24 protein-coding genes are annotated in these 26,240 nt (G+C 47.8%); 12 read left to right on the top strand and 12 right to left on the bottom strand.

The features are described 5' to 3' along the window. The coding region (locus KNQ04_RS15030) for an RNA-guided endonuclease TnpB family protein (protein WP_214851723.1) at positions 1–437 on the top strand (437 nt) is incomplete at its 5' end. Positions 438–508: 71 nt separating this feature from the next. Here KNQ04_RS15030 and KNQ04_RS15025 read toward each other — a convergent pair. Next, positions 509–1,354: a metallophosphoesterase gene (locus KNQ04_RS15025; protein ID WP_251137083.1), complete on the bottom strand. Its 846-nt coding sequence runs from the start codon at positions 1,352–1,354 to the stop codon at positions 509–511. A 78-nt stretch (positions 1,355–1,432) separates the two neighbouring features. After that, positions 1,433–2,989, bottom strand: a complete 1,557-nt coding sequence (locus tag KNQ04_RS15020; protein ID WP_214851719.1) for a BCCT family transporter — start codon at positions 2,987–2,989, stop codon at positions 1,433–1,435. 399 nt (positions 2,990–3,388) lie between these two features. Between KNQ04_RS15020 and KNQ04_RS15015 the strand changes: the two genes are divergently transcribed. The 5 genes from KNQ04_RS15015 to KNQ04_RS14995 all read left to right on the top strand — a co-directional run bounded on the left by KNQ04_RS15015 (position 3,389) and on the right by KNQ04_RS14995 (position 7,590). Continuing rightward, the gene (locus KNQ04_RS15015) at positions 3,389–4,063 is read left to right on the top strand and encodes an NAD(P)H-dependent oxidoreductase (RefSeq protein ID WP_214851717.1); all 675 of its coding nucleotides are present in this window, start codon (positions 3,389–3,391) and stop codon (positions 4,061–4,063) included. Between the two features lie 142 nt (positions 4,064–4,205). Further along, positions 4,206–5,045: a polyamine aminopropyltransferase gene (speE, locus tag KNQ04_RS15010; protein WP_214851715.1), complete on the top strand. Its 840-nt coding sequence runs from the start codon at positions 4,206–4,208 to the stop codon at positions 5,043–5,045. A 60-nt stretch (positions 5,046–5,105) separates the two neighbouring features. Continuing rightward, positions 5,106–5,978 (top strand): agmatinase, encoded by an 873-nt coding sequence (gene speB, locus KNQ04_RS15005; protein WP_214851713.1) that lies wholly within the window; start codon positions 5,106–5,108, stop codon positions 5,976–5,978. A 231-nt stretch (positions 5,979–6,209) separates the two neighbouring features. Continuing rightward, positions 6,210–7,004: a DUF4397 domain-containing protein gene (locus KNQ04_RS15000; protein ID WP_214851712.1), complete on the top strand. Its 795-nt coding sequence runs from the start codon at positions 6,210–6,212 to the stop codon at positions 7,002–7,004. Further along, positions 6,964–7,590, top strand: a complete 627-nt coding sequence (locus KNQ04_RS14995) for a class F sortase (RefSeq protein WP_251137082.1) — start codon at positions 6,964–6,966, stop codon at positions 7,588–7,590. The genes KNQ04_RS15000 and KNQ04_RS14995 overlap by 41 nt, the downstream gene beginning before the upstream one ends. 513 nt (positions 7,591–8,103) lie before the next feature. Here the strand turns inward: KNQ04_RS14995 and KNQ04_RS15850 are convergent. From KNQ04_RS15850 to KNQ04_RS14950, 9 genes are all read right to left on the bottom strand, one after another. Continuing rightward, on the bottom strand, positions 8,104–9,411 hold the full coding sequence (locus KNQ04_RS15850; protein ID WP_214851711.1) for a protoglobin domain-containing protein: 1,308 nt from the start codon (positions 9,409–9,411) through the stop codon (positions 8,104–8,106). 208 nt (positions 9,412–9,619) lie between these two features. Continuing rightward, complete coding sequence (locus KNQ04_RS14985; RefSeq protein WP_214851710.1) at positions 9,620–9,844, bottom strand: hypothetical protein; 225 nt, start codon at positions 9,842–9,844, stop codon at positions 9,620–9,622. An 85-nt stretch (positions 9,845–9,929) separates the two neighbouring features. Beyond that, the gene (locus tag KNQ04_RS14980; RefSeq protein ID WP_214851709.1) at positions 9,930–10,136 is read right to left on the bottom strand and encodes a cation transporter; all 207 of its coding nucleotides are present in this window, start codon (positions 10,134–10,136) and stop codon (positions 9,930–9,932) included. Beyond that, positions 10,133–12,265, bottom strand: coding sequence for a heavy metal translocating P-type ATPase (locus tag KNQ04_RS14975; RefSeq protein ID WP_214851708.1), 2,133 nt, complete (start codon positions 12,263–12,265; stop codon positions 10,133–10,135). Before KNQ04_RS14975 ends, KNQ04_RS14980 begins: the two co-directional genes overlap by 4 nt. 12 nt (positions 12,266–12,277) lie before the next feature. Beyond that, complete coding sequence (locus KNQ04_RS14970) at positions 12,278–12,574, bottom strand: metal-sensitive transcriptional regulator (protein WP_214851707.1); 297 nt, start codon at positions 12,572–12,574, stop codon at positions 12,278–12,280. A gap of 128 nt (positions 12,575–12,702) precedes the next feature. After that, the gene (locus KNQ04_RS14965; RefSeq protein ID WP_214851705.1) at positions 12,703–14,235 is read right to left on the bottom strand and encodes a DHA2 family efflux MFS transporter permease subunit; all 1,533 of its coding nucleotides are present in this window, start codon (positions 14,233–14,235) and stop codon (positions 12,703–12,705) included. 190 nt (positions 14,236–14,425) lie between these two features. Continuing rightward, complete coding sequence (ytxJ, locus tag KNQ04_RS14960) at positions 14,426–14,752, bottom strand: bacillithiol system redox-active protein YtxJ (RefSeq protein WP_214851703.1); 327 nt, start codon at positions 14,750–14,752, stop codon at positions 14,426–14,428. A gap of 4 nt (positions 14,753–14,756) precedes the next feature. After that, positions 14,757–16,382 carry an acetolactate synthase large subunit gene (locus tag KNQ04_RS14955; RefSeq protein WP_214851702.1) on the bottom strand — a complete coding sequence of 542 codons (1,626 nt, stop codon included), beginning with the start codon at positions 16,380–16,382 and terminating at the stop codon, positions 14,757–14,759. After that, positions 16,379–17,818, bottom strand: coding sequence for an NAD-dependent succinate-semialdehyde dehydrogenase (locus tag KNQ04_RS14950; protein WP_214851701.1), 1,440 nt, complete (start codon positions 17,816–17,818; stop codon positions 16,379–16,381). Before KNQ04_RS14950 ends, KNQ04_RS14955 begins: the two co-directional genes overlap by 4 nt. 359 nt (positions 17,819–18,177) lie before the next feature. On the opposite strand from KNQ04_RS14950, the gene KNQ04_RS14945 reads away from it, so the two are divergent. From KNQ04_RS14945 to KNQ04_RS14925, 5 genes are all read left to right on the top strand, one after another. Beyond that, positions 18,178–19,878: a glycoside hydrolase family 13 protein gene (locus tag KNQ04_RS14945; protein WP_214851700.1), complete on the top strand. Its 1,701-nt coding sequence runs from the start codon at positions 18,178–18,180 to the stop codon at positions 19,876–19,878. Between the two features lie 112 nt (positions 19,879–19,990). Next, a complete protein-coding gene (locus KNQ04_RS15695) occupies positions 19,991–20,413 on the top strand; it encodes a YwiB family protein (RefSeq protein WP_353049735.1) in 423 nt (140 codons plus the stop codon). Next, complete coding sequence (locus KNQ04_RS14935; RefSeq protein ID WP_214851699.1) at positions 20,403–20,822, top strand: hypothetical protein; 420 nt, start codon at positions 20,403–20,405, stop codon at positions 20,820–20,822. The genes KNQ04_RS15695 and KNQ04_RS14935 overlap by 11 nt, the downstream gene beginning before the upstream one ends. A gap of 202 nt (positions 20,823–21,024) precedes the next feature. Further along, entirely contained in the window at positions 21,025–22,344 is a 1,320-nt protein-coding gene (locus KNQ04_RS14930; protein ID WP_214851698.1) for an APC family permease, read from the top strand. A 21-nt stretch (positions 22,345–22,365) separates the two neighbouring features. Continuing rightward, entirely contained in the window at positions 22,366–23,409 is a 1,044-nt protein-coding gene (locus KNQ04_RS14925) for a zinc-binding dehydrogenase (protein ID WP_214851697.1), read from the top strand. A gap of 86 nt (positions 23,410–23,495) precedes the next feature. On the opposite strand, the gene KNQ04_RS14920 is transcribed toward KNQ04_RS14925, so the two are convergent. Beyond that, positions 23,496–23,840 carry a DUF2628 domain-containing protein gene (locus tag KNQ04_RS14920; RefSeq protein WP_214851695.1) on the bottom strand — a complete coding sequence of 115 codons (345 nt, stop codon included), beginning with the start codon at positions 23,838–23,840 and terminating at the stop codon, positions 23,496–23,498. A 202-nt stretch (positions 23,841–24,042) separates the two neighbouring features. Between KNQ04_RS14920 and KNQ04_RS14915 the strand changes: the two genes are divergently transcribed. Then, a complete protein-coding gene (locus KNQ04_RS14915; protein WP_214851693.1) occupies positions 24,043–26,178 on the top strand; it encodes a (Fe-S)-binding protein in 2,136 nt (711 codons plus the stop codon). Positions 26,179–26,240 lie beyond the last annotated feature (62 nt).

Below are 26,240 nucleotides of genomic sequence, written 5' to 3'. Positions count from 1 at the left end.
AGCGGAAGGTCGCCCGCATCCACGAGAAGATCGCGAACAAGCGAACCGATTTCCTGCACAAGGTATCGACCGAGATCGTCAAAAACCACGACGTCATCGGCATCGAGACCTTGCAAGTGAAGAACATACAGAAGAATCGCAAGTTGAGCAAGTCCATCTCCGAGGTCAGTTGGTCGGAGTTCTTCCGCATGCTCGGATACAAGGCGGCATGGTACGGGAAGACCGTCGTGAAGGTCGGCAAGACCTTCGCCTCTAGTCAACTGTGCTCCAGTTGCGGACATCAACACAAAGACGTGAAACATCTTGATTTGCGCGAATGGACATGCCCGAGTTGCGGCATCCACCACGACCGGGATGTGAACGCAGGACTGAACCTCAAACAAGAAGCTGAACGCCTCTTAGCTTCTTCAACCGTCGGGACGACGGGGTTAGCCTGATCAATTTTCGACCGTTAGGTCGGATAACACAGGAATCCTCCACCTCTAAACGAAGCGTAGGTGGAGGTAGTTCAATTTGATTTTAATGTGACGACAACGATCTCCGGGCGATTGAACAACCGGAATGGGAAGAGACTGTTCCCGAGGCCACGGCTGACAACCAGCTGTGTCGGATCAATTTTGTATCGTCCGGCTGTTCGTTTCGGGAAAAAACCTTGTCCGGGTGCATACAAGCCATCTGTGAAAGGAAGACGAATCTGTCCGCCATGGGCATGACCGGATAGGACGAGGTCGACCTTTCGCTCAGCATACAACGATAAGTACTCCGGGCGATGGGCGAGTAAGAGCTTGAATGCCGACGGATCAGTGTTTTTTTCGGCAGTATCGAGACTTTTACGGATCCCGTCCGGCTCTTGCAGTCCTTCGCTCCAACGTGTCGTCGTCGGGTCGTCGATTCCAAGGAGTGTGATATCCGCTCCTTGATAGGTGATCGGGACTGCCGTGTTCCGGAGAATCTGCACACCGATTTCTTCAAGCTTCGGTAAGAGTGTCAGATTTCGCCGGACTTCATGATTTCCTGTCACGAAATAGACAGGATACTTCGCAGTCAACTGCTTCATGAGGATCAGTGCAGCGTCCTCTCCGTTTCGGCGTGAGTCGATCAAGTCGCCCGTCATGACAATGAGATCCGGTTCTGCTTGATTGATTTGACGGATGAGTTTTTGTTGTTTCGAGTCAAAGGACTTTCCGTGAAGATCCGCAACTTGAACGATTTTGTAGCCGTCAAAAGCAGCAGGGAGTTGTTTTGATGTAATGGTAAGCGAAGTCGTTTCAATCGTGTTATTTTCTTGGTAGAGGAACCAGCCTCCTAATACAATGATGCCTAATGAAACGAACCAGCGTTTTTTGACGTGCAAGCGCTCAACCCCTCTCTCTGACCTAAGCATAGCAAAAGACACCCCGTACCGCATCGCGGAACGGGGTGTCTTGAAAAATTACGCTTCTTTTTGAATATCTTCTGTTTCTTTTTTAACATCCGGTTCCTTGGACAAATCAATGAACAAGGCGATGACCATCATCCCGACGACGAAGACGAACGGGAAGGCGGCTAAAATCGCGGCTGCCTGGAGGGCACTGAGTCCACCCGCATACAGAAGGACTGCTGCGATGGAAGACTGAATGACTCCCCATGTCAATTTGATACGGAGGCTTGGCATCAAGCTACCGCCTGAAGAAAGCATGCCGAGGACATAGGTTGCTGAGTCAGCTGACGTGATGAAGAATGTCGTGATCAAGAAGACACCGACGATACTGAGAATCGTCCCGAGTGTACCAAATGTTTCGAACAAGGCGAACATTCCTGTTTCGACACCTTTATCGTTGACCGTGTCGATTAAGTTGACGCTATTGAAGAGTTCGTTCCAGATTGCTGATCCACCGAAAACAGAGAACCAAAGGAGTCCGAAAATCGTTGGAACAAGCATGATGCCAAGTACGAACTCACGAATCGTCCGTCCTTTAGAGACACGCGCGATAAATGTCCCGACGAATGGTGACCATGAAATCCACCAAGCCCAGTAGAAGATCGTCCAGCCGTTAATCCAAGTCCGTTCGTCTGGATTAAAGGCTGAAGCACGGAAACTCATGATTGGTAAGTTTTGCAGATATGCACCAGTTGTTTGGACGAATAAATCCATGATGAAACTGAATGGTCCGAGGAACAGGACACCGATCATCAAGAGTGCTGCGAGAACAAGATTCGCATTACTGAGACGAACGATCCCTTTATCAAGACCAGATGCAGCACTGATCATATAAAGAACAGAAACGACTAAGATGATGATCAATTGGGTCATGAACGAGTTCGGAATGTTACCGACTAGGAAATGTAAGCCACCCGAGATTTGCTGGGCGCCGAGTCCAAGTGAAGTCGCAACACCAAATGCTGTCGCGACGATCGCAAGTACTTCGACCGTTCCTTTACCGGCAGCTTCGTATTTCGGTTTCATGAGTGAAGCGACAGTATCACCGATTGTTGCAGGACGTCCTTTACGGAATGTCGAGTAAGCGATTGCTAATGCGACGATGGCGTACAGTGCCCACGGATGAAGTCCCCAGTGGAAGAATGAATAGCGCATCGCAAGACGTGCTGCTTCAGTTGGGTCGTTTGTCGCGACCGGTGGTGTGTGGAAATGGGTCAACGGTTCAGAAACACCCCAGAAGACAAGCCCGATTCCCATACCGGCGCTAAAGAGCATTGCGAACCAAGAAATCAAACCATACTCTGGACGATCAGAGTCTTTCCCGAGTCGGATTGAACCGAAGCGCGAGAAGATAAGGAAGATGGCAATTAATAAAAAGGCACTCATACCAAGCAGGTAGAGCCAGCCGAAGCCGTTTGTAATAAATTCTTGAGCTTTTCCTGTCACATTACCGAGGTTTGCGGCACCAATGAGTGACTCAGGTAAGATTCCCCATATGGTAAAGAGCACACAGAAAATGACTGATACAATAAACACGTTCGTGATCTTACTTTTTCGATTATTTTCCATCGTGGTCAACACCTTCTTTCGAATTTTACATGGTTGTTTTGTTCCTGTTGTAAATAAATAAAAATTGCTATACAACGATTAGTAATACCCGGACATTTAAAAACAAAACCTTATCACGCAAGGTACTACCGTAACAAACTTATCGTAACGATGGCAAATTTTGTGGGTAATGAATAGTGGGTATTTCTAGGGAAAAAGGGTTTTAAATAGGCTTAAATTGGCTTTGTGTAGCGATTTTTGAAAAAGATGAAAAAATCTAATTTTTCTTTTCTTTCTCTACTATTTCCCGAAATGATTAATTTGTAACATATAGTACAAAGCATAATAGCAGACGCTTCGTTCAAGATTTGCTATCGTTGTGAAATAATAATCAACCAAAGTCACTGGAGGAATGAAACGATGAGTCACGAACAAACCAAACAAGAGATTTTAGCAGCCTTTCAATCACGTCATGCGACAAAGGCATTTGATCCTTCAAAAAAGATCACATCAGCAGATTTTGCATTTATTTTAGAAACGGCGCGTCTCTCTCCAAGTTCATTTGGTTATGAGCCTTGGAATCTCCTCGTCATCCAAAACGAAGCATTGCGTGAAGAGCTTCGTGCCGTCTCGTGGGGTGCACAGGGACAATTGCCAACAGCAAGCCATTATGTCATTTTCCTTGCACGTACGGGGGCGCAAATGCAACCGGATGGTCCACACGTTACGGGGATGATGGACGCGCTCGGTTTGTCGGACGAGGCAAAACAAGGACGGACCACACGCTATAGTCTTTTCCTCGAAGAAGATTTCAAGATTGGAAACAATGAAAAAGCGATGGAGGATTGGTCGGCAAAACAAGCCTATATCGCACTCGGGAACATGATGTCGACGGCAGCACAAATCGGCATCGACTCTTGTCCGATCGAAGGATTTGATCAAGAGGCAGTTGAAAAAATCTTAGTCGAACATGATTTACTCGACCGGACTGTTTTTACGGTTCCTGTCATGGTCGCGTTCGGTTACCGGGCCGATGAACCGAAACGTGCAAAACAGCGTCGTGACTTAGAGGAGATCGTCACTTTCGTCGAGTAAGCAGCTGGACAATTTTTTTCGAATTATATAGAAGTTTCTTTCAAAATTCGGTATACTCGCACTTGTATGATTAAGAAGCGCCGTAAACGCCACTCGCATACGAACAACTTTTGTCTTGAGAAAGAAAGGGGTTCTATCGCAAATGGAACAAAAATTAAAGTTATGGTTCACGGAACACCAAACGGAAGATTACGGTATCACATTCCGTGTCAACCACGTTTATGAGAGCGAACAAACGGAGTTTCAACGCTTAGAGATGGTTGAGACGGACGAGTTCGGCACGATGTTGTTACTTGACGGTATGGTCATGACAACAGATCGAGATGAGTTTGTGTACCATGAAATGGTCGCACACGTCCCATTGTTCACACACCCGAACCCGAAATCGGTTCTCGTTGTAGGTGGAGGAGACGGCGGAGTCATTCGTGAAGTCTTAAAACACCCATCGGTCGAAAAAGCAGTTCTCGTCGAAATTGATGGCAAGGTCATCGAGTACTCGAAAAAATATCTTCCGAACATCGCAGGTGGTTTAGACGACGCACGCGTCGAAGTCATCGTAGGTGACGGATTTATGCATATCGCAGAAGCTGTTAATGAATACGACGTTATCATGGTCGACTCGACAGAGCCGGTCGGTCCTGCCGTCAACCTGTTCACAAAAGGATTCTACTCTGGAATCTCGAAAGCATTAAAAGAAGACGGTATTTTCGTCGCACAATCGGACAACCCATGGTTTACACCAGACTTGATCCGTGATGTACAACGTGACGTCAAAGAAATCTTCCCGATCACAAAACTCTACGTTGCGAACGTTCCGACATACCCAAGCGGTCTTTGGACATTTACGATTGGATCGAAAAAACATGATCCACTCGCTGTCGCACCAGAGCGTTTCCACGAAATCGAAACGAAGTACTATACACCAGAACTTCATACAGCAGCCTTTGCGTTGCCGAAGTTCGTCAAAGATTTAACGATTTAATTTCAAAGTAGGAGTGTTCCGTTTTCAGGGACACTCCTTTCTATGACTGGAGGAATAGAAATGCGTTTTGATGAAGCATATTCAGGTAAAGTCTTTATCGCGAGTCAACCGACTCACGAAGATGCAAAAGGTGTGTTATACGGCATGCCGATGGACTGGACGGTCAGTTTCCGCCCCGGATCACGTTTTGGTCCGGCGCGAGTCCGTGAAGTGTCACTTGGTCTTGAAGAATACAGTCCTTATTTAGATGGCGATATCGCCGATGCGAAATTGTTTGATGCGGGTGACATTCCGTTGCCGTTCGGAAATGCACAAAAATCGCTTGATCTGATTGAAGAATACGTCGATTCACTACTAACAGCAGGCAAATTCCCACTCGGTATGGGCGGCGAACACCTCGTGACGTGGCCGGTCGTCAAAGCTTTTGATAAACATTACGATGATTTTGTCGTCCTGCACTTTGATGCACATACGGACTTACGTGATGAGTATGAAGGCGAACCGTTGTCACACTCGACACCGCTCAAAAAAATCGCGAACTTGATCGGACCAGAAAACTGTTATTCGTTCGGGATTCGTTCAGGAATGAAAGAAGAGTTTGAATGGGCAAAAACATCTGGTTACAACTTATTCAAGTACGAAATCGTCGAACCGTTAAAAGCGGTTTTGCCGAAGCTTGCCGGTAAAAAAGTTTACGTAACGATTGATATCGATGTCCTCGATCCGTCTGCTGCACCGGGAACGGGAACGCAGGAAATCGGCGGCGTAACAACAAAAGAATTACTTGAAGTCGTCCACATGATTGCCCGTGCTGACGTCGACGTCATCGGAGCTGATCTCGTCGAAGTTTGTCCGGCGTACGATCAGTCGGACATGACAGCGATCGCTGCTGCAAAAATCTTACGTGAAATGATGATCGGTTTCATCAAGTAAAAATATTTTTATTTGGCACCTGTAGTAGGTGTTTCTAGTCAAAAACACTTTGAGATAAGACCTCAAAGTGTTTTTTGATTCCCTTATCCATATCAGAAGCATACTGAAGCATTTACAAGAAGTGAATAATACTTTAAATTTAAGATGTCACCGCGGATGAAATATTTTTAGGTAGAATGAATGGTTGGCTTGAGAAGCGAAATACATTTTGACACGAGAGGTGGAAAAAAGATGAAGAAATTCATATCGTTCGTTACCGCTGCGTTTTTGTTTGCACTATTCGTGCTCCCAGTAAGCGCAGCCGATGACGCAATGGTGCGTGTGATTCATGCTTCACCAGATGCTCCAGCAGTTGATATTGCCGTCGATGGCGAAACAGCTGTCTCAGGAGCGGAATTCAAAGCTGTCACGGATTATCTCACTCTCCCGGCAGGAGAACATAAAGTGGAAGTCTTCGCTGCAGGGACAACGAAAGATCCTGTACTTTCTCAAACACTCAACGTTGAAGCCGGAAAATTTTATTCAGTCGCGGCAATCGGTAAATTAGCAGATATTAAACTCGCTGTCATGGAAGACAACGGCAAAGGGGAAGACGGAAAATCAATGGTGCGTGTGGCACACTTTGCACCGGATGCACCAGCCGTTGATGTCGCTCCTAAAGGGGGAGACGCACTCTTCAGCGACCTTGAATTCTCGAAAGTCTCTGACTATGGAACACTTGATGCCGGGACGTACGATCTTGAAGTACGACCAGCGGGCGCGATGGACGTTGTCAAAGCACTCGACGGTATTAAATTAGATAGCGGTAAAAACTATACAGCCCTTGCGATTGGTCTCCTTGAGGGAGAACCAGCGTTTGATGTTCTCTTGATTCCAGATGGCGGTGAAATGGCTGCAATGCCAGACACAGGACTCGGTGGATCAACAGATACGTCTTCAATGGCAACGACTTGGGCCCTTGTAGCACTTGCGGGAGCTGCCCTTGTTGGAACAAGTTATGTCATTCGCCGTAAACAAAACGCGTAACGGTTTCCTTCTGATCTTTCTCATTCTCGCTGGATGCGGAGGAGCAGAAGAATCTGTTCCTTCGGCGAATCCGGTCGAACAAGCGACACCTGCGATTGAGCAAGCAACACCCGAACCTGTACCGGAAAGTCGTGAAACGGCTAGTTTTATCCCAGCGAAGCTAACGATTGATGCGATTGACGTGAAGGCGAAGATCGAAACTGTTGGGAAAGACAAGCAAGGCCGAATGGATGTCCCGAAAAAAACGGAGCAGGTCGCCTGGTATCGGTACGGCGCAGAAGCGAACCAGACGGGAAATGTCATTCTCGCCGGTCATTTGGACGATACGGATGGTCCCGCTGTATTTTACGACTTAGCAAAGATGAAACCAGGACAAAAAATCGAGTTACAGTCAAAAACAGGACAGACGCTATCTTACGTGGTGACAAACGTAACCTCCTATCCTGTAGAAAAAGCACCCGTCGGTTCGATTTTTGGGGCGACGGTCGCAAAACGTCTGACATTGATTTCTTGTATCGGAACGTTCACGAAATCGAAAGGGTACGATGAACGACTCGTCGTAACCGCCGATCAAATCGAAGAGTAACAAGCAATATGGAACCAAAAAGGACCAATCCGCCATGGATTGGTCCTTTTAGACCGTAGACAAACTCTTATGAAGCATGAGCATGCGATATCTAGAAGCAATCCGTTCGCGCTTCCCTGTCTCGCCTCGTCTTCAAAGCGGCAATCGGTCACGCCGCTACAGCAAAGCTGCAGGGTCGCAACCGATTGCTTTTCGCTTCAAAAGCGATTCGAGACGGATTGCGTCCCAAACCGTCTGCATGACTGACTTTCCGTCATAGTGTTACCTAAAAAGCGTCACCTTTCGTTGACTCCTGCGGGGAAAAGTGCGTTTTTAACGCACTTTTAGAGGCAGGCAAGACCCTGCTCGTTGTCCGTGAGGACGAAGGAGCAACGGCTTGCGCCTCGCCCGAGGAAAGCAACGAAAAAAGACGCTTGATTTCCCGATGGCACTTTATCTACAGCTTGAAAGGACCAATCCGCCATGGATTGGTCCTTTTTTGGATGAAGCTCAACCTGAACAAATTAGAAAAACTTACGCGTTTGATTCCGATGCCGCGACGAGATCCGTTGTCAAAGCAGAGAGACCTTGTGTCGTCTGGCTGATTCCTTGAATCGTTTGAACGATTTGACTTAAATCGTTTTTATTGCGTCCGAACATATCCAAGTAGTTTTCCATTTCTTTTTTCACGGTATGAATCCCGCTCTTCACCTGTTGAAGTTCAGTCCGTGAAGCAGAGTTTGAACGGGTGATGTCTTCCATCTGCGAAACGAGTTCTGTGATATTCCCGTTGTTCTTTTGAATCAACGTGTTGATGCTGCTGCTTAGGTGTTTCGCATTTTCAGCAAGGTTGCGGACTTCAATCGCGACGACAGAGAATCCTTTTCCGTGCTCACCGGCACGTGCTGCTTCGATTGAGGCGTTTAACGCCAAGAGATTCGTTTGGTTCGCGATATCCTCGATGCCTTGTGTCATCTTGACGATTTCGTCAGACGTTGTTTTTAATTGTTGGATGCTTGTTAGCGAAGTGTTGACTTGACCTGTCGACTGGACGAATTGTTGCTCCATTTTGTCCATCTGTGCTTCGTTTTCTGACGTTAAGCCAACAAGGTTACGGCTCGTTTTCTCCGTCTGATCCGTCTCGGATAAGATTTGTGTCGCCCGTTGACTCGTTTCAAGAATCGCACCTTCTGTTTGCTCGACCGTACTTGCGACTTCTTGGCTGACGCGGACGACATCTTGTAGGAGACGTGTTCGTGATTCATTGGCTGCGCCAACTTCTTCTAAGCGCGCGTCAACATATTGACTTGTGACGATTTGAGCGTCCAAGTTCATCGCATGAGTCAATGCAAGGATTGCCGTCGTCAGTTGCGCGGGATCATGTTGGAAATGTTCGACGACTTTAGGAATCAATAAGGTGTTAAAGGCTGCGTAGGACGCGATGAACCAGGTGACGGGAACAAAATTACGGTTATGTGTTTTACCCATTCGTTTACGCATCGCAAGAAATTTGTCGTCCATGTTGCCCGTTAAAAGACTACCGAAGTAATCAGCGAATACTTTTTTCAACCGTTGACGGGTCGACGCATTTTCAGCAATCTGAACCATTTCCGGATGGAGGAGGAGATGGTCGAGCACTTGCTCAAGGACTTCATCTAGGATTGAGCGGACGACAGGTGCCATCGCTTTTAGTGTCTGAAGTTGTTCTTCCGTGTAGCCCATATATTCGAGGCGTGCTGCTAAGGTCGGATCACTCGTTTTCGTTATGAATTTTTTATCGGGAAATCCGATCGTTGCTTGATACGTTGAACTGGATGATTTTGTTTTAAATGGATTGCGCACAGTAAGCCTCCGATTTTCTTTAAATTGAGAATGTAATGGTCTTATCCTTTATCGGTTGATAACGGAAAAAACAGTATCTTTTTTAGAAGGAAACTCTCTAGAAACGAAAAAAAAGATTGTCAATGAAAAAAAGCTCATGTTACGGGACCATGAGCTGAAGAATTGTTTAAGGGTTGATCCTATATTTAAAAGATGAGATGAAAAAAAGTTAAACAGGTTGATCCTCTTGAAACGCTTGTTTGGCATCATTGAGTGCCCGCATCCGGCTAACACATGATTGAATGAACTGGATATCAATCGAACTGAAGCGCGTGACGGGGCCTTGGGCTGACTCGGCGCTAAATGTGAAGGTTCCGAGATTCCAAAGTTCGATTTTAAATCGTTTCCCTTTGTTGTCGTCGAAGTGTTGTACGAATTCGATTTTCGGTACCATACGAACCCCTCCTTGTTAGTCCATTCCCCTTTTTCAGGAATTAAAAAAGCCAAACTGTGCGTTAACAACAGTTTGGCTTGAAAGATTAAGCAGGAGCGACATCATAACCAATCTCTTCGATGGCTTCGACGAGACGGTCTTTTGCGACATCTTCATGGACGACAGTGACTGAATTGTCAGGTAGAGAGACCGTCGCCGTTGTGACACCGTCTAGTTCGTTCAGTGCCGATTCGACACTTGCTTTACAGTGGTTACATGTCATACCGATTACGTTTAAAGTCGTTTCTTTCATGATGGAGTTCCTCCTTTAGTGAGTGGGGTGCGTTTTAAGCGTAACGCATTCGTGACGACGGAAACAGAGCTAAATGCCATCGCCGCTCCAGCGAGCCACGGAGCGAGTAGTCCGAGAAAAGCAACGGGAATCCCGATTGTGTTATACGCGAGTGCAAAAAATAGATTTTGGCGAATGTTCTTCATCGTCTGTTCACTCAGACGGATCGCGGTCGCGACTTGTTGTAAATCGTGTCCGAGCAGTGTGACGTCAGCCGCTTCTAAGGCAACATCCGTCCCGCTACCGAGGGCGATTCCGACATCAGCTGTCGCAAGCGCTGGTGCATCGTTGATGCCGTCACCAACCATGGCGACGCGATGTCCCGCATCTTGAAGAGCTTTGATTTGGTCGGCTTTTTCGATGGGTAAGACATCCGCAAACACATGATTTGTTGGAATGCCGAGTTCCATCGCCAGATTAAGGGCAACGTCTTTTCGGTCACCCGTTAAAAGATAGACTGCTTTTGTCTGTTGAATTTGAGCGATGACGTGTTTCGTCGTCGGCTTCAACTCGTCGCGAATTGCATAACCGGCTTCAACTTGCCCGTCGACAGCGACATAAACGAATGTCGCGCCGTCAGAAGACCAGTCCGGGATGTCGAGCTGGTGATCCCGCATCATTCGTTCGGAACCGACCAGGATGTTGCGAGTGAGAATCATCCCGCTGACACCGCGGCCAGCATCGACTTGAAAACGTTCGATATCGAACACGACATCACGTTCTTCCGTGATGGCATGAGCGAGCGGATGCTCTGATTTTTTTTCGATGGCTGCTGCGAAGTCGAGTGCCTGTTCGTTCCCGAATGTCTCGACGACGACAGGGCGTCCGATTGTTAGTGTACCTGTTTTATCGAAGACGACAGCATCGACATGTTGCAGCGATTCAAGCTGGGCACCGCCTTTGAAGAGCACCCCATGCTCTGCACCTTTACCCGTCCCGACCATGATCGATGTCGGAGTGGCAAGTCCTAAGGCACAGGGGCAAGCGATGACGAGAACGGCGATTGCCGGGCGAATCGCTTCAGCAAATGAACCCGTCGTCAACCACCAGGCACCAAGCGTAATGAGGGCAATGGCAACGACGATTGGAACGAAAATACCGGAAATCCGGTCAGCTTGTCGTTGGATCGGCGCTTTTTCCGTCTGTGCTTGTTCAACGACACGGATGATATTCGCAAGCATCGTTTCCTGACCGACTTTTGTTGCTTCAATCAACAAATGACCATTCGTATTTAAAGTTCCACCGATGACAGGATCAGCGGCACCTTTATGCGCAGGAAGTGGTTCGCCGGTCAGCATCGATTCATCGAGATAGGCATCACCGGATAAAATCAGACCATCCATCGGAATTTTCTGACCTGGTTTGACGACGATGTGCATCCCGGGTTGAATCTGGTCGATGGCGACCGTGCGTTCCGTCCCATTGTCGAGGACGACGGCATCCGTTGCTTGGAGCGACAAGAGACTTTTAATTGCACCGGTCGTTTGCTGTTTGGCGCGGTCTTCGAGCACTTTACCGAGAAGAACGAGCGTAATTAAGATGGCACTTGTTTCAAAATAAAGGTTCGGCATTGCCGGATGGATCAGCATTTCTGCGACCGAATAAAAGTAAGCGGCTGACGTCCCGAGTGCGACGAGGACATCCATGTTGGCACTACCGCTCCGGAGACTCTTATAAGCCCCAATATAGAACGGCGCCCCGATAATGAATTGCACCGGTGTTGCCAGTGCGAATTGGAGCCACGGATTCATCAGGAACGTCAAATGGACCGGGCTGTTCGGGATGTGCGAGACCATACTGAGTAAGAGTGGTAACGACAACAAAGCGGCGACGAAAAAACGATAGAGCATTCGGCGATCTTGAACTTTTTCATGAGGGGCCGACTTGATGGTCGCACCGTAGCCGACTTTCTTGATTTTATCAATGATTGCTTGTTCATCGAGTTCGTCCGGGACTGCAATCCGTGCTGTCTCGAGTGGTAAATTGACTGTCGCGTCGACACCGTCCATCCGGTTCAAGACTTTTTCGATTCGGGCTGAACAGGCGGCACAGGTCATGCCTTCGATGTTAAGTTCGATTGTTTTTGACATAAGAGCCCCTCCTTATTTCTTGAGTCGGGCGATGACGGCCATCAATTCATCGACATAAAGGTCGGTATCTTTCTGTCCGGTCGCGGCATCATGCATACACATCTTGACATGACGTTCGATGATTTGCAGTTCGACTTGACGAAGGGCGGCTTGAATCGATGCCGTCTGCGTCAAGATATCGATACAGTACCGATCTTCAGCGACCATGTTCGCAATCCCCCGAACTTGTCCTTCGATCCGCTTTAAGCGTTTAGTTAACGCGTCCTGTTCCTCGGAAGAGCGGGGAACGAGTGGATGATCATGTTGCATAGGAACACCTCTTTCTGTTGGTAGTTGATATCTATACCATAACACATAGGGGTAGGGGGTACCAGTATGATGATTTACAGAAGCAAAAAAATACGCCATCCGAATGGGATGGCGTATTCAGTCGAACTTTATTGATTAGAAACTTGAGGTTTGATGATTTGTTCATTGAGCGAACGACCACTGATGATGTCTTCCGCTTGTGTGGATCGTTTGATGAAGAAGGACAGGATGAACGCAACACCGGCGATGAACGTTGAAATGAAGAAGGCGTAGTTGATCCCATCGAGTGTCGCTTGCATCACAATCTGTTGCTTCAGCGCAGCGGCCGCTTCTGCTGTCGGCTGACTCGTCATATTTTTAGCAGCCTCTTGCGCGAGCTCCGTTCCACGTGTCTTCGCGTGAGTCGACATGATTGTGACGAGCAGTGCTGTTCCGATTGCACCGGAAACTTGTTGGAGCGTGTTGTTCATGGCTGTTCCATGCGGGTAATAGCGTGTTGGTAACTGGTTTAAACCGTTTGTCGAGACAGGCATCATGACCATCGACATCCCGAACATCCGGAGTGAATACAAGACGATTAAGTGTGTATATGTCGTATCCATTTCGAGCTGGCTGAAGAAGTAACTCGTGACGACAGTGATGAACAGACCTGTGATAGCAAGCGGACGTCCACCGATTTTATCAAATAACTTCCCGTTGATTGGTGACATAACTGCCATGAGGATGGCTCCTGGCAATAACATGAGACCCGCATCGAGCGGCGAGATACCGCGAATGTTTTGAACGTAAATCGGTAGAAGTAACATGCCGGAGAACATCGCGACGGTTACGACCATCGAAATGGCAGACGAGAGCGCAAACATCGGATACCGATAAATTTTGAAGTTCAACATCGGACGTTCCATACGTAACTGACGCAAGATGAATGAAACAAGCGCGATGACACCAATCGCGAGTGCAATCGTCACGTGTGGACTGTCCCAGCCTTTAGAACCGGCAGAACTAAAGCCGTACAAGAGTCCGCCGAAACCGAATGAGGATAAGACGACTGACATGAAATCGAGTTTGGCATCGGACCGTTCCTTGACGTCGCGGAGTAAGACGATTCCGGCAACGAGAACGACTAAAGCGATTGGCGTAATAAAGTGGAACAACATCCGCCAATCATAGTGTTCAATGATCCAGCCTGACAATGTCGGACCGATTGCGGGTGCACCCATCATGATGAGACCGAAGAAGCCCATTGCTGTCCCGCGTTTTTCGATTGGGAAACTGACGAGCATGACGTTCATCAAGAGTGGCATCATGATTGCTGAACCGGAAGCTTGAATCATCCGTCCGGCTAAAAGGACCGGGAACGTATCAGCGAATCCGGCAAGAATCGTCCCGGTTGAGAAGAGTGTCATCGCAAGGATGAACAGGCGACGGACAGAAAATTTTTGGATCAGAAAAGCGGACGTCGGGATCAAAATCCCGTTGACGAGCATGAAACCAGTCGATAACCACTGGACGGTCGACGTTTCGATGTTAAGATCTTTCATGATTGAAGGAAGGGCGATATTAAGTAACGTGTTATTTAAAAAAGCGATAAAGGCTCCAATCATCAGTACGGCGAGGATGCCGTAGGGTGGACGACTAGAAGCAGTTTTTTCGTGTTGCATGGTTTACCTCCTTAATGAACTGACGGTACACATTTCTATACGGTCGTTATATCTGTTGTATATCTTAATCTGATTTCAAGATAAATACAAACATTAATAACTAAGAAAGGTAATTTTATTTTTGGTGAAGCACAAAAAAACATCCGACTCGAAACAGAGTAGGATGTTTTAGCATATAAACAAAGCAGTATTAGCCGACATGTGTGTTCAAGGCATCGTTCGTAATGTCGTAATGGGCGGCGGACCATGTTGCACGTCCTTTTTCAATAAAGATGACCTGGGGTGACTCATGACGGACGTTGTAATGTTCCGCGATATGATTCGAAAGTGTCCGTGCTTCTTGCACGAGCAAGTAAGCGGTCGGGACCGATGTCGTATCCGCGAATTTCGTGTATTCGGAAAATCCTGCGGCACTGATCGGGCACGTCGTACTGTGTTTGCAAATCACGAATGAGTCGTGTTCGGAAACGAACTGGTCAAAGTCTGAAATCGATTGCAGTTTTCTAAGTTGTGGCATAGTATCATCCTCCATACGTCCGTAGACGGTCGCTTAACTTTAGATTTTCCCTGTAATCGACTGGACAGTCAATCAAAACAGGTCCGTCGCTATGATTTGCCTGTTCGAGACAGCTCGAGAGAGTACCGTGTTCACCGACACGAAGTCCGAGTGCTCCGAACGCTTTCGCCAGTTCGACGAGGTCCGGATTGTCGAATTCAATGTAAGGAGCACGCCCGTAAGCCTGTTGCTGCTTCCATTCAATTAAGCCGTACGTTCCGTCGCGCCAAATGATGACGACGATCGGAAGTTTTAACCGGACGGCAGTCTCAAGATCTTGCCCGTTCATTAGAAAGGCCCCGTCACCGGAAGCGCAAAAGATACGCCGGTCCGGGTATAACAGTTGCGCGGCAATTGCGCTCGATAATCCGTATCCCATCGAAGAAAAGCCGTTTGAAATGAATAATTGGTTCGGACGCGTTGTTTGAAAATGGCGGCCGAGCCATACTTTATGCGCACCGACGTCTGAAAACACCATGCCGTCTTCACCGATGGCCGCCTCGAGTTCACGGACGATGCTTTGGGGGTGAAGCGGTAGGGCCATCGAATACGTCGCTTGAATTTCTTGGCGGAGTTTATCGCGGTCTCCTTGCCAGCCGTCCCAGGCCCGTGTCGGAATCTCTTCTGCTAACAAACGTAACGTATCGGACAAGGGACCGACTAGATTCGCGACGACCGGATAGTACTGATCGATTTCGTGGCGATTCGTATCGATATGAATGACAGCAGTCCGGTTCGGATTCCATTTCGACGGCGGTAACTCCGTGATGTCGTAACCGATGGCGATGATTAAGTCACTCCGGTCAAGAATCCGTTGGTTATAATCCGTATTCGGCAAACCGATCGTGTGTGCAGCAAGCACGTGTTGAGAAGAAATCGCTCCTTTCCCCATCATCGTCTCGACGACGGGTGCGCCAAGACGCTCCACGAACTGACGGAACACGTCCGTCGCTTGTCCGCGATTGATTCCGAAACCGGCAATCACGACAGGGCGTTCTGCCTGTTCGATTTGTTTTAAGACGGCGCTATCTTTGACGGATGTCGGGTGAAGCGTATCCGGTTCACTGTCCCGTAAAAGCGGTGTCTTAGCATCGACATCAGTTTTTGCGATATCTTCCGGGAAAGAAATGTGCGTCGCACCGGGTTTTTCACAGCATGCCTCGGCGAACGCTTGACGGACGATTTCCGGAATGACGTCTCCTGAAACAATCGATGTACTTGATTTCGTGATGGGACGATACATCTCAACTAAATCAAACATCTGATGTGACGCCTTGTGTTGCCGCCAAGTTGCCCCTTGTCCTGTAAGCGCGACGACAGGCGAATGATCCATCGTTGCACTCGCGATACCGGTCATCATGTTCGTCGCACCAGGCCCAAGTGTCGATAGACAGACTCCGGCGCGACCACTTAAACGTCCGAACATCGCAGCCATGAAGGCGGCATTCGTTTCGTGACGTGTCGTGATGAACGTGATATCGGACTTACTGATAGCATCAAGTAAGGTGATGTTTTCTTCACCGGGTACGCCGAAGATATGCGTGACTCCTTCTGCCTCCAGGCAGGCGACGAACCGCTCTGCCGCGTTCATGCGTCGAGTCCGCCAATCGACACATACTTCGTTTCGAGGTAGGCTTCGAGACCTTCTGATCCACCTTCACGACCGATACCAGACTGTTTCATGCCACCAAACGGCGCTTGGGCAGCAGACGGGACACCATCATTCCAGCCGACGATGCCGTAATCGAGTTGCTCAATCGTCCGCATGGCCCGTGCGTAGTTATTCGTAAAGACATAAGATGCGAGACCGAATGGTGTTTGATTGGCGTAGTGAATGGCTTCCTCGTCAGAGCTGACACGTTGAACGGGGGCGACCGGTCCGAATGTTTCTTCATTCATGATCAACATTTGTGGCGTGACGTCAGCGAGGACGGTCGCTTCATAGTAATAGACGTCTTTGTCCTCGTCCGTCGTTCCAGTCCCGCCCGTGACGACACGAGCACCGGCTGATGTCGCATTGTCGACGTGTTTTTTGACTTTGTCGTAACCGGATTTGTTGATCATCGGACCGATTTTTGTATCTTCATCGAGTCCATTCCCGGTTTTCAGCTTCGCTGTTGCTTCGCCTAATTTTTCGACGAACGTATCATAAATCGAATCGGAGACATAAATCCGGTTCCCGCAGACACACGTCTGTCCACCATTTCGGAATTTAGACTTAATCGTTTCCGCAACGGCGAGATCGAGGTCACAGTCGTCAAATACAAGGATCGGTGCATGTCCACCGAGTTCGAGTGACATCGCTTTAATCGTCTCGGCACCTTGTGCCATCAATGTCCGACCGACTTCTGTTGAGCCGGTGAATGTGATTTTGTCGATGTGCGGATGTGTCGCGAGCGATTCCCCGAGCTCTTTTCCGCTTCCCGTGACGGCGTTGACGACGCCGTTTGGAATACCGACTTCCTGACAAAGTTCAAGCAGCCGGAGTGCAGTCAGTGGTGTTGCGGTAGGCGGCTTCAGGATAAAGGTACAGCCTGCAACGAGTGCCGGTGCGAGTTTACGGGTAATCATCGCAGCCGGGAAGTTCCAGGGTGTGATGGCGGCGACGACACCGACCGGTTGTTTCATGACATGAAGTCGTTTGTTCGTATCGTGCGAGGGAATGATTCGTCCGTACGCACGTTTTCCTTCTTCCGCGAACCATTTGACGAAGTTTGCCGCGTACTGGACCTCTCCTTCAGATTCTGCGAGTGGTTTCCCCATTTCAAGCGTCATCAAGCGTGCGAGTTCGTCTTTTTTCTCAATCATCTTCGCATACAGTTTCTCGAGAAGTTCAGCCCGTTCATAGACACTTCGTTTTGACCAAGCCGGAAATGCTTGGCGTGCCGCTTCGACGGCATCGTTGACATCCGATTTCGTGCCGTTCGGGACACTGCCGACGACTTCCCCGGTTGCCGGATTCTTGACATCCGTCCGTTCACGGTCATGATCAAGCCACTTTCCATCGATTAAAAATTGTCCGTCCATCTTACAAAATCCCCCTTTTTTATTTGCATTGTAAAGAATATACCCGAACGAGGAAAAAAAGATTCATCTTTCGACAGAACTTCATGCAAAAGGCTAGAAATCGACCGATAAAGAGTGTAGGATAATTCAGTAACTGTAATGTATGTGTGACTGAAATATCGTTAACAAACGTCATCACTTTGAAGTGCCGGAAACAGACCGGGAACGTTGACATTGCATGTGTATTTGATAAGATGAAGGTAGAGTATTTGCGCAATCGATTGCGCTTAAAAGAAATGAATCGATATAAGAGAATGAACGAGATAAAATACGACAAAAAACAAGTGACTAAGACAGACAAACGAGAGGATTTATACACGATGACACAAATGATACCGCGCCCAGAAACGGCTCAAAAAACTCTAACACGCGCTTGGTGGAAAGAAGCAGTTGCTTACCAAATCTACCCACGAAGCTTCTATGATGCAAACAACGATGGAATCGGCGATATTCCGGGTATCATCGCAAAACTCGATTATTTGAAAGATTTAGGTGTCGACGTTCTCTGGATCTGTCCGATGTTCAAATCACCGAATGATGACAACGGATATGACATCAGTGACTATGAAGACATCATGGATGAATTCGGGACGATGGCAGACTTCGACTTATTAATGGAAGAAGCACACAAGCGCGATATTAAAGTATTGCTTGATTTGGTCGTCAACCATACATCGGACGAACACCCGTGGTTCCTCGAATCGCGTTCTTCAAAAGACAATGAAAAACGCGACTGGTACATCTGGAAAGATGCCGTAAACGACCGAGAACCGAACAACTGGGAAAGCATCTTCGGCGGATCGGCATGGGAATATGACGAAAAGACAGAACAATACTTTCTACATGTCTTCTCACGCCGCCAACCGGATTTGAACTGGCAAAATAAAGACATGCGTCAAGCAGTCTACACGATGATTAATTGGTGGCTCGATAAAGGGATCGACGGGTTCCGGATCGATGCAATCAGTCACATCAATAAAGACCAATCATTTGCCGACTTACCGAATCCACTCGGGATGCCGCATGTACCGTCATTTGAGATGCATATGAATGTTGAGGGGATCCATGAGTACTTGGAAGAGCTAAAAGATGAAACCTTCTCAAAATATGACATCATGACAGTCGGTGAAGCGAATGGTGTTTCACCGGAAGAAGCAGATCTTTGGGTCGGCGAAGAAAATGGGAAAATGAACATGGTTTTCCAGTTCGAGCATATGGATTTATGGCGGTCAGATGCGGAAAAAGGCGTTGACGTCGTCAAACTGAAACAAGTCTTGACGAAGTGGCAAAAAGGTCTCGAAGAAACAGGCTGGAATGCACTTTACCTTGAAAACCACGATAAGGTCCGTTCCGTTTCACTTTGGGGAGACGAAGGACAGTACTGGAAAGAAAGTGCGAAGTCGCTCGCGATGATGTACTTCTTCATGCAAGGGACACCATTCATCTACCAAGGCCAAGAAATCGGGATGACGAACGTTCAATTCCCGGACATCGCGGATTATGATGATGTCGCGACGAAAAACATGTACAACATGCAACTGGCATCCGGTAAAACGCATGAAGAAATCATGGAAGTCATTTGGAACTCGTCGCGTGACAATTCACGGACACCAATGCAGTGGACGAACGAACAAAATGGCGGATTCTCTTCACAGTCGCCGTGGTTCGGTGTCAATCCGAACTTTGCGGACATCAATGTCGCGTCACAGCAAGCAGACGAAGATTCGATTCTTAACTTCTACAAACGGATGATTCAAATCCGGAAAGCAGAAGAAACGTTGATTTACGGAGAATACGATTTGATTTTACCGGAAGACGAAAAAGTTTATGCCTATACGCGGACACTGGGTGATGAACAATTCTTGATTGTGACGAACTTAAAAGGTGAAGCAGCAGACATCGATACGGACATCATCCTCCATTCGGATAATCTGGTGCTCGGTAACTACGAGACAGCCTATCACGAAGGAACGGAACTGGCGCTTCGTCCATTCGAAGCACGTCTGTACCGGGTACGATAAACAATGACTGGATTCGGCATGTGCTGAATCCAGTCTTTTTGTGTGTCTTGTCAGTTTGCGACCGTGCGTAAGAGGAAAAAATCGTGTACGCTAGACAATGAGGTGATAAAAAGTGAAACCAAAACGTTATCCCGTCCTGCTGCGGCAAGTGACGACGATTCAAGATGACGCGATGCGTGAATCCGTCGATCTCGAAGCAGAAGGTATGCTGTTTGAGACGAAGGACGGTTTTGCGGTGAAATTCGTACAAGAAGACGAGCAGCCGATTGATACGACGATCAAGTGGTCGCATGACCAAGTTGCGTTGAACCGCAAAGGTCCCGTCTCGATGCATCACGTGTTCATTTTAGGACAACAAACAAAGAGTGGATATGAAAGTCAGTTTGGTCAGATGTTGATGCAGACAGACACACATACGATTGAAATGCTCGACCAACAGATGCGCTTCACCTACGACTTGATGATGAATCATCAGGCGGTCGGAACGTATACGATTGAACTAACATGGAAACGGAGTGAGACAGATGGCGTTTGAACAAACGGTAAAAGAGATGGAACAGATGCTCGACGAGGAATGGTTCGAGTGGTTAGAAAATGATGAGGATAAGTACAATGCGTGGCGTGACCAACTCGAAACACTCGCAGAACAAGTCATGACGGAATACAACCCGAAAGTCGAGACGGATGCAATTGATTCATTGTTGTTGATCAATGAAGAATTGCCGGTCTTATACGGGGAAGATACAGTCATGTTGTATACGGCGTTACTTCACGCTCGAAAAGAGGACGAAACAGTCTACGAACGCTACCTCACAATTCTTGGTGCTTTTGCGGAAGAAAATCACCCGGCGCTCCGACAAGTCGAACAAGCTGTCGCAAAAAAAGATTATCAGACCGCTTATGCAAAAGCAGTCAAGTTGCCGCAAACATTAGGTCTCGAATAACGGCGGGTTAGACAGAGTTCTTTTTTACCCGATAAAGGTGATGACGTAAAAGTCAGAGATGAACGAAAGAGAGAGGTGGGTTTTGATGACCACCTCTCTCTTTGTGTTCAAAAAAATTTGTTTGCAGACGTGCTATTTCTCGATTGCTGTTTAATCCTAAGAATTTTCAGGGTAATGACAGCAATAGAGAGGAGTGGAGCAAGTGGCAGAATATAAAAAAGACAGTATCAAGTTAACAGGAGCCATCGGTTTAGGGACAGGCGTCATGATCAGTGCCGGGATTTTTGCTTTACTCGGGCAGGTCGCAGAATTGTCAGGTACATGGTTTCCGTTCATTTTCATCATCGGTGGGATCGTGACGGCGTTTAGTGCCTATTCCTACATTAAGTTGAGCAATGCCTTTCCGTCAGCAGGCGGAATCGGAATGTTCCTTGTCAAAGCCTATGGTAAAGGAACAATTACGGCAGGTGCCGCCTTACTGATGGCTTTATCGATGGTCATCAATCAAAGTTTAGTCGCCCGGACGTTCGGGACATACTTACTGCAACTATTCCCAGGGGATCAAGCGGACTATCTCGTTCCGTTACTTGGTGTTGGTTTGTTAGTTTTCGCCTTTTTAGTTAATATCGCAGGAAATACCTTTATTCAGTCCTTTTCACTTGTCGCTTCGATCTTGAAGGTCGCAGCACTCGTTGTCTTTGCTATTATTGCTTTATCCATCGGTGGTTTTTCATTCGTCCCTGAGACGACAGGCAGCGCACCCGATGTCACAATCACCGGATATATTGCGGCAGTTGCGTTGACCATCTTGTCGTTTAAAGGGTTTACGACGATTACGAACAGCGGGTCCGAAATCGTCAATCCGAAACGGAACGTTGGCATCGCGATCATCGTATCGATTTTAATCAGTTTGGTCGTCTACCTCTTGTTAGCATTCTCGGTATCGAGCAGTCTATCGCTCCAAGAAATTATCGATGCGAAGGACTATGTCCTAGCAGAAGCGGCACGTCCGGCACTCGGGGACGCCGGTGTCTGGTTCACGGTGTCGATCGCGCTTCTTGCAACGATTTCCGGGATCATTGCCAGTGTCTTTGCTGTCTCACGGATGCTTGCGATGTTGACGGACATGACCTTGATTCCGCATCGTCACTTCGGGATGCCGGGATCCGTTCAAAAGCATACATTAGTTTATACGATTGTCGTTGCGATGGTCTTAACGGTGCTGTTCGACTTAACACGAATCGCCTCGATGGGAGCAATTTTATATCTCGTCATGGATATCATCATTCATGTCGGCGTGCTCAAGCATCTGCGAAAAGAGTTGAGCGTCAATCCGTTCATCGTCAGTTGTGCGATTATTCTAGATGCGATTGTTCTTGGTGCTTTCGTCTACGTTAAAGTTTCAAGTGACTGGCTTGTCGTCGTCGTGTCACTGATCGTCATCGCCGTTGTCTTCTTCGGTGAGCGACTGTTCTTAAATCATGTTGATGAAGAGAATACGTCAAACAATAAATCAGAGTAAGTTAGAAAGGGAGAGATGATTATGAAAGCAGTCGAAGTCAGAGGATACGGGGACGTCGATCAGCTCGCCGTCGTCGAGCGTCCGATTCCGGAGCCCGGTCCAGGAGAAGTACTCGTAAAAGTCAAAGCGTGCGCCATCAACAATACAGAAATTTGGATGCGTGAAGGGGCCTACGGGACGGACGCAAAATCAGGTTGGAAACCGGAAGGCGTTCAGTTTCCACGTGTTCCGGGTTCTGATATTAGCGGACGGATCGTGAAAGTCGGGACGGGGGTAGAAGAAACACAAATCGATCGAGACGTCGTCCTGTTTCCCTTTACCTCAAGCGGACCGGACGGAACGGAGCATATCGCGCAAGATATGTCGTTCATCGGGTCGGAATACGATGGGGGTTACGCGGATTACGTCGTCTGGCCGGCCGAACTGTGTTACGAGATGCCGCTTGACGACTACGCCAAAAGTGCCGTCTTCTCTGTCAGTGGTTTGACGGCGTGGCACATGGTCGAACAGCTCCAACTTGAACCAGGTCAAACGGTTCTCGTGACAGGGGCGAATGGTGGTGTCGGTTCATTGAACGTCCAAATTGCCGCGCGTGTTTTTCAAGCAAACGTCATCGCCCTCGTCGGTGATCTTGCACTAAGTGACCAGTTAAAACAGTTTGGGGCGACACACGTCCTCTCGTATAAATCAGAGCAACTAGCAGACGATATTGTAGCGGCGAACGGTGGACCCATCGATGCCGTACTCGATGTTGTCGGTGATGCGTTGTTTGCGACATCACTCGCCATCTTAAAAAATGGCGGCAAGTTCTGTATCTCCGGTTCTGCTGGTGGCCAGCAGACACAGCTTGACTTCCGGACAGTCTACTTGAAGCACTTGACGCTGTATGGTTCAGTTCTCGGAACACGTGCAGAGTACGGACGAATGCTTGAAGCGATTGCAGCCGGGAAACTAGAACCCGTCATCGACCGGACATTTCCGCTCGAGGAAGCGGGGGCAGCACAGACGTATTTCAAGGAAGCGGGGAAGCTTGGGAAAATCGTTTTGTTGCCAACGGGTGAATAATTAACTTCATACAAAAAACCGACGGATTCTGACCTTCCTTGGAAAGTGAGAAGCTGTCGGTTTTTTGTATGTGTTAAAAAGAAAAATCAAAACGCAGCTTCTGTCCGTTCTGTTTCGGATAAGAGTTTAGCGTGGATGCCGCGTTGGCGTAACGACTGTTGGAACGACTGATCAATCGGGCGATAGCCTTTTTCGATTAAACCATTGATGTAAATCTTGTTGTATAAAAAAGCAAACGCGATATTGATAACGATACCGAGGATTCCGGCTGTCGCAAATGCTGCTACGAAACCGACGACCAATTGAATCAATCCCCATTTAAAATCACCGCGGAAAAACGCTGGGAAAAATCCAAAAAAGAACGTCGTCCACGAAAAACCGACTTTTACTTCTTTCACTAAACCACTCGGATGTTGCAAAATACCGTTCATAACCAAATACCTCCTATTAAATATGTAAATAAAACAGCTTTTTTAGTTTAACTTACTTATATTACAAAATAAACTAAATTTTTGAGAGGAATCATCAATGTTTTGTTATTCCAAAAAATATCAAAATAATGAATGAATAGTCATTCATTATGTGCTATACTCATTTCAATACAACTGCTTTAGGGGGAAAGGGGCTTGTTTTATGGGGACATTTTTACTGATTAACTGGATTGCCTTCCTGCTCATCGTCGGGTATGCAGGTTATCTGTTTGTGACGCTCGTCAAGAGCCGTTATGAAGCGATTCGCCGGGGGAAAAAGGCGGAATGGGATTTAACGAATAAAGAACGGTTCAACTCGGTACTCGTGAACGTCTTTGGACAAAAGAAACTACTTAAGGATAAGAAGAGTGGGACGATTCACGTCATGATGTTCTATGGCTTCTTACTCGTCCAGTTCGGGGCGATTGATTTCATTTGGAAGGGACTTGCAGTCGGACAACGTTTTCCACACATTCCACTCGGCCCACTTTATCCAATCTTTACGTTCTTCCAGGAAATCGTCATGCTCGTCATCTTGGTTGCGGTCGTTTGGGGATTCTACCGTCGCTATGTCGAGAAACTGGTGCGCTTAAAACGAAACTTCATGGCAGGACTCGCCTTAATCTTTATCGGTGGATTGATGGTCGCAGTTTTATTCGGCAACGGGTTTTTCCTCGTCTACGAAAACCACTCGACACTCGGTGAACCGGTTGCGTCTGCCATCGCCTTCTTGTTCAGCTGGGTACCGGAACAAGTCGCATTCGGACTGTTCGTCTTCTTCTGGTGGGCACACTTACTGTTCCTGCTTAGCTTCATGGTCTACATTCCGCAAGGCAAACATGCTCATTTAATCGCCGGTACGGCGAATGTCTGGCTCGGTCGGACGTCAAAAGTCGGGCGCCTTGCACCAATCGACTTGTCTGTCATGGAAGAAGCGGAAGATGATGATGCGGAATTTAGTTTCGGAGTCAATAAAATTGAAGACTTCAACCAAAAACAATTGGTCGATCTGTATGCTTGCGTCGAATGTGGACGCTGTACAAATATGTGCCCAGCGAGCGGAACCGGGAAGATGCTGTCGCCGATGGACTTAATCGTCAAGCTACGCGATCACCTCAACATGAAGACGGCAGCGATCACACAAAAATCACCGTGGGCACCAGCCTTTGCCTTTGACGGATCACAAGGGAATCAGATTGCGTCCCTTGCAGCAGCCGGTCAGATGGATGTTGTACCGGATTCATTGATTGGCAACGTCATCACGGAAGAAGAAATCTGGGCGTGTACGACATGCCGCAACTGTGAAGATCAATGCCCGGTCATGAATGAACACGTCGATAAAATCATCGATCTCCGTCGTCACCTTGTGATGATGGAAGGAAAAATGGATCCTGAAATGCAACGGACGATGGCAAACATCGAACGTCAAGGGAACCCATGGGGAATGAACCGGAAAGAACGCGAAAACTGGCGCAAAACGCGCGAAGAACTTGTCGTTCCAACGGCAAAAGAAAAGAAAAAAGCCGGCGAAGAATTCGAGTACCTCTTCTGGGTCGGTGCGATGGGCTCATATGACAGCCGCAGTCAAAAAATCGCGATGGCCTTCGCCCGTATTCTGAACGAAGCGGACATCTCGTTTGCGATTCTCGGCAATGATGAAAAGAACTCCGGTGACACACCACGCCGGATCGGGAACGAAGTTTTGTTCCAAGAACTTGCGGAAGCGAACATTAAATCGTTCGAAAAATACGGTGTCAAAAAAATCGTCACGATTGACCCGCACGCTTACAACACGTTCAAAAATGAATACCCAGACTTCGGACTTAGTCCGGATGTCGAGGTTTATCACCATACGGAGTTACTGGCGCGCTTGATTGACGACAAACGGATCACGCCGATGCATGAAGTCAAAGAACGTGTCGTCTACCATGATTCGTGTTACCTCGGTCGGTATAACGACATCTACGACGCTCCACGTTACATCCTTGAAAAGATTCCAGGGATCACGCTCGTCGAGACGGAGCGGAACCGGGAAAAAGGCATGTGCTGTGGCGCAGGCGGCGGGATGATGTGGCAAGAAGAAAAAGTCGGAGCCCGTGTCAATGTCGCCCGGACGGAACAACTGTTGACGGTGCAACCATCTGTCATCGGTTCTGCTTGTCCGTACTGTCTGACGATGCTCAGCGATGGAACGAAAGCAAAAGAAGTCGATGAATCCGTCGCAACATACGACGTCGTCGAACTGCTTGAACGTTCGATCGTCGGCACACCAACAAGAGAATCAGTCGCTTCAGTATAAAGATATGACCATTTGCTCTTCTCGTCTGGAGGAGGACAAATGGTCTATTTTTGTAACAAGAA

It is taken from the genome of Exiguobacterium sp. s193, from assembly GCF_018618755.1.
In the GTDB taxonomy this organism is placed as follows: Bacteria; Bacillota; Bacilli; order Exiguobacteriales; family Exiguobacteriaceae; genus Exiguobacterium_A.
This window is presented reverse-complemented; position numbering and strand designations above follow the sequence as displayed.

Excerpts from the sequence above, each read along its gene's own strand:
- KNQ04_RS14945 (WP_214851700.1), top strand. The coding sequence starts at position 18,178 with ATGACACAAATGATACCGCGCCCAGAAACGGCTCAAAAAACTCTAACA.
- speB (WP_214851713.1), top strand. The coding sequence starts at position 5,106 with ATGCGTTTTGATGAAGCATATTCAGGTAAAGTCTTTATCGCGAGTCAA.
- KNQ04_RS15000 (WP_214851712.1), top strand. The coding sequence starts at position 6,210 with ATGAAGAAATTCATATCGTTCGTTACCGCTGCGTTTTTGTTTGCACTA.
- KNQ04_RS14915 (WP_214851693.1), top strand. The coding sequence starts at position 24,043 with ATGGGGACATTTTTACTGATTAACTGGATTGCCTTCCTGCTCATCGTC.
- KNQ04_RS14980 (WP_214851709.1), bottom strand. The coding sequence starts at position 10,136 with ATGAAAGAAACGACTTTAAACGTAATCGGTATGACATGTAACCACTGT.
- ytxJ (WP_214851703.1), bottom strand. The coding sequence starts at position 14,752 with ATGCCACAACTTAGAAAACTGCAATCGATTTCAGACTTTGACCAGTTC.
- KNQ04_RS14920 (WP_214851695.1), bottom strand. The coding sequence starts at position 23,840 with ATGAACGGTATTTTGCAACATCCGAGTGGTTTAGTGAAAGAAGTAAAA.
- KNQ04_RS15015 (WP_214851717.1), top strand. The coding sequence starts at position 3,389 with ATGAGTCACGAACAAACCAAACAAGAGATTTTAGCAGCCTTTCAATCA.
- KNQ04_RS14975 (WP_214851708.1), bottom strand. The coding sequence starts at position 12,265 with ATGTCAAAAACAATCGAACTTAACATCGAAGGCATGACCTGTGCCGCC.
- KNQ04_RS14955 (WP_214851702.1), bottom strand. The coding sequence starts at position 16,382 with ATGAACGCGGCAGAGCGGTTCGTCGCCTGCCTGGAGGCAGAAGGAGTC.
- KNQ04_RS15020 (WP_214851719.1), bottom strand. The coding sequence starts at position 2,989 with ATGGAAAATAATCGAAAAAGTAAGATCACGAACGTGTTTATTGTATCA.
- KNQ04_RS14950 (WP_214851701.1), bottom strand. The coding sequence starts at position 17,818 with ATGGACGGACAATTTTTAATCGATGGAAAGTGGCTTGATCATGACCGT.
- KNQ04_RS14965 (WP_214851705.1), bottom strand. The coding sequence starts at position 14,235 with ATGCAACACGAAAAAACTGCTTCTAGTCGTCCACCCTACGGCATCCTC.
- KNQ04_RS14970 (WP_214851707.1), bottom strand. The coding sequence starts at position 12,574 with ATGCAACATGATCATCCACTCGTTCCCCGCTCTTCCGAGGAACAGGAC.
- KNQ04_RS14935 (WP_214851699.1), top strand. The coding sequence starts at position 20,403 with ATGGCGTTTGAACAAACGGTAAAAGAGATGGAACAGATGCTCGACGAG.
- speE (WP_214851715.1), top strand. The coding sequence starts at position 4,206 with ATGGAACAAAAATTAAAGTTATGGTTCACGGAACACCAAACGGAAGAT.
- KNQ04_RS14925 (WP_214851697.1), top strand. The coding sequence starts at position 22,366 with ATGAAAGCAGTCGAAGTCAGAGGATACGGGGACGTCGATCAGCTCGCC.
- KNQ04_RS14985 (WP_214851710.1), bottom strand. The coding sequence starts at position 9,844 with ATGGTACCGAAAATCGAATTCGTACAACACTTCGACGACAACAAAGGG.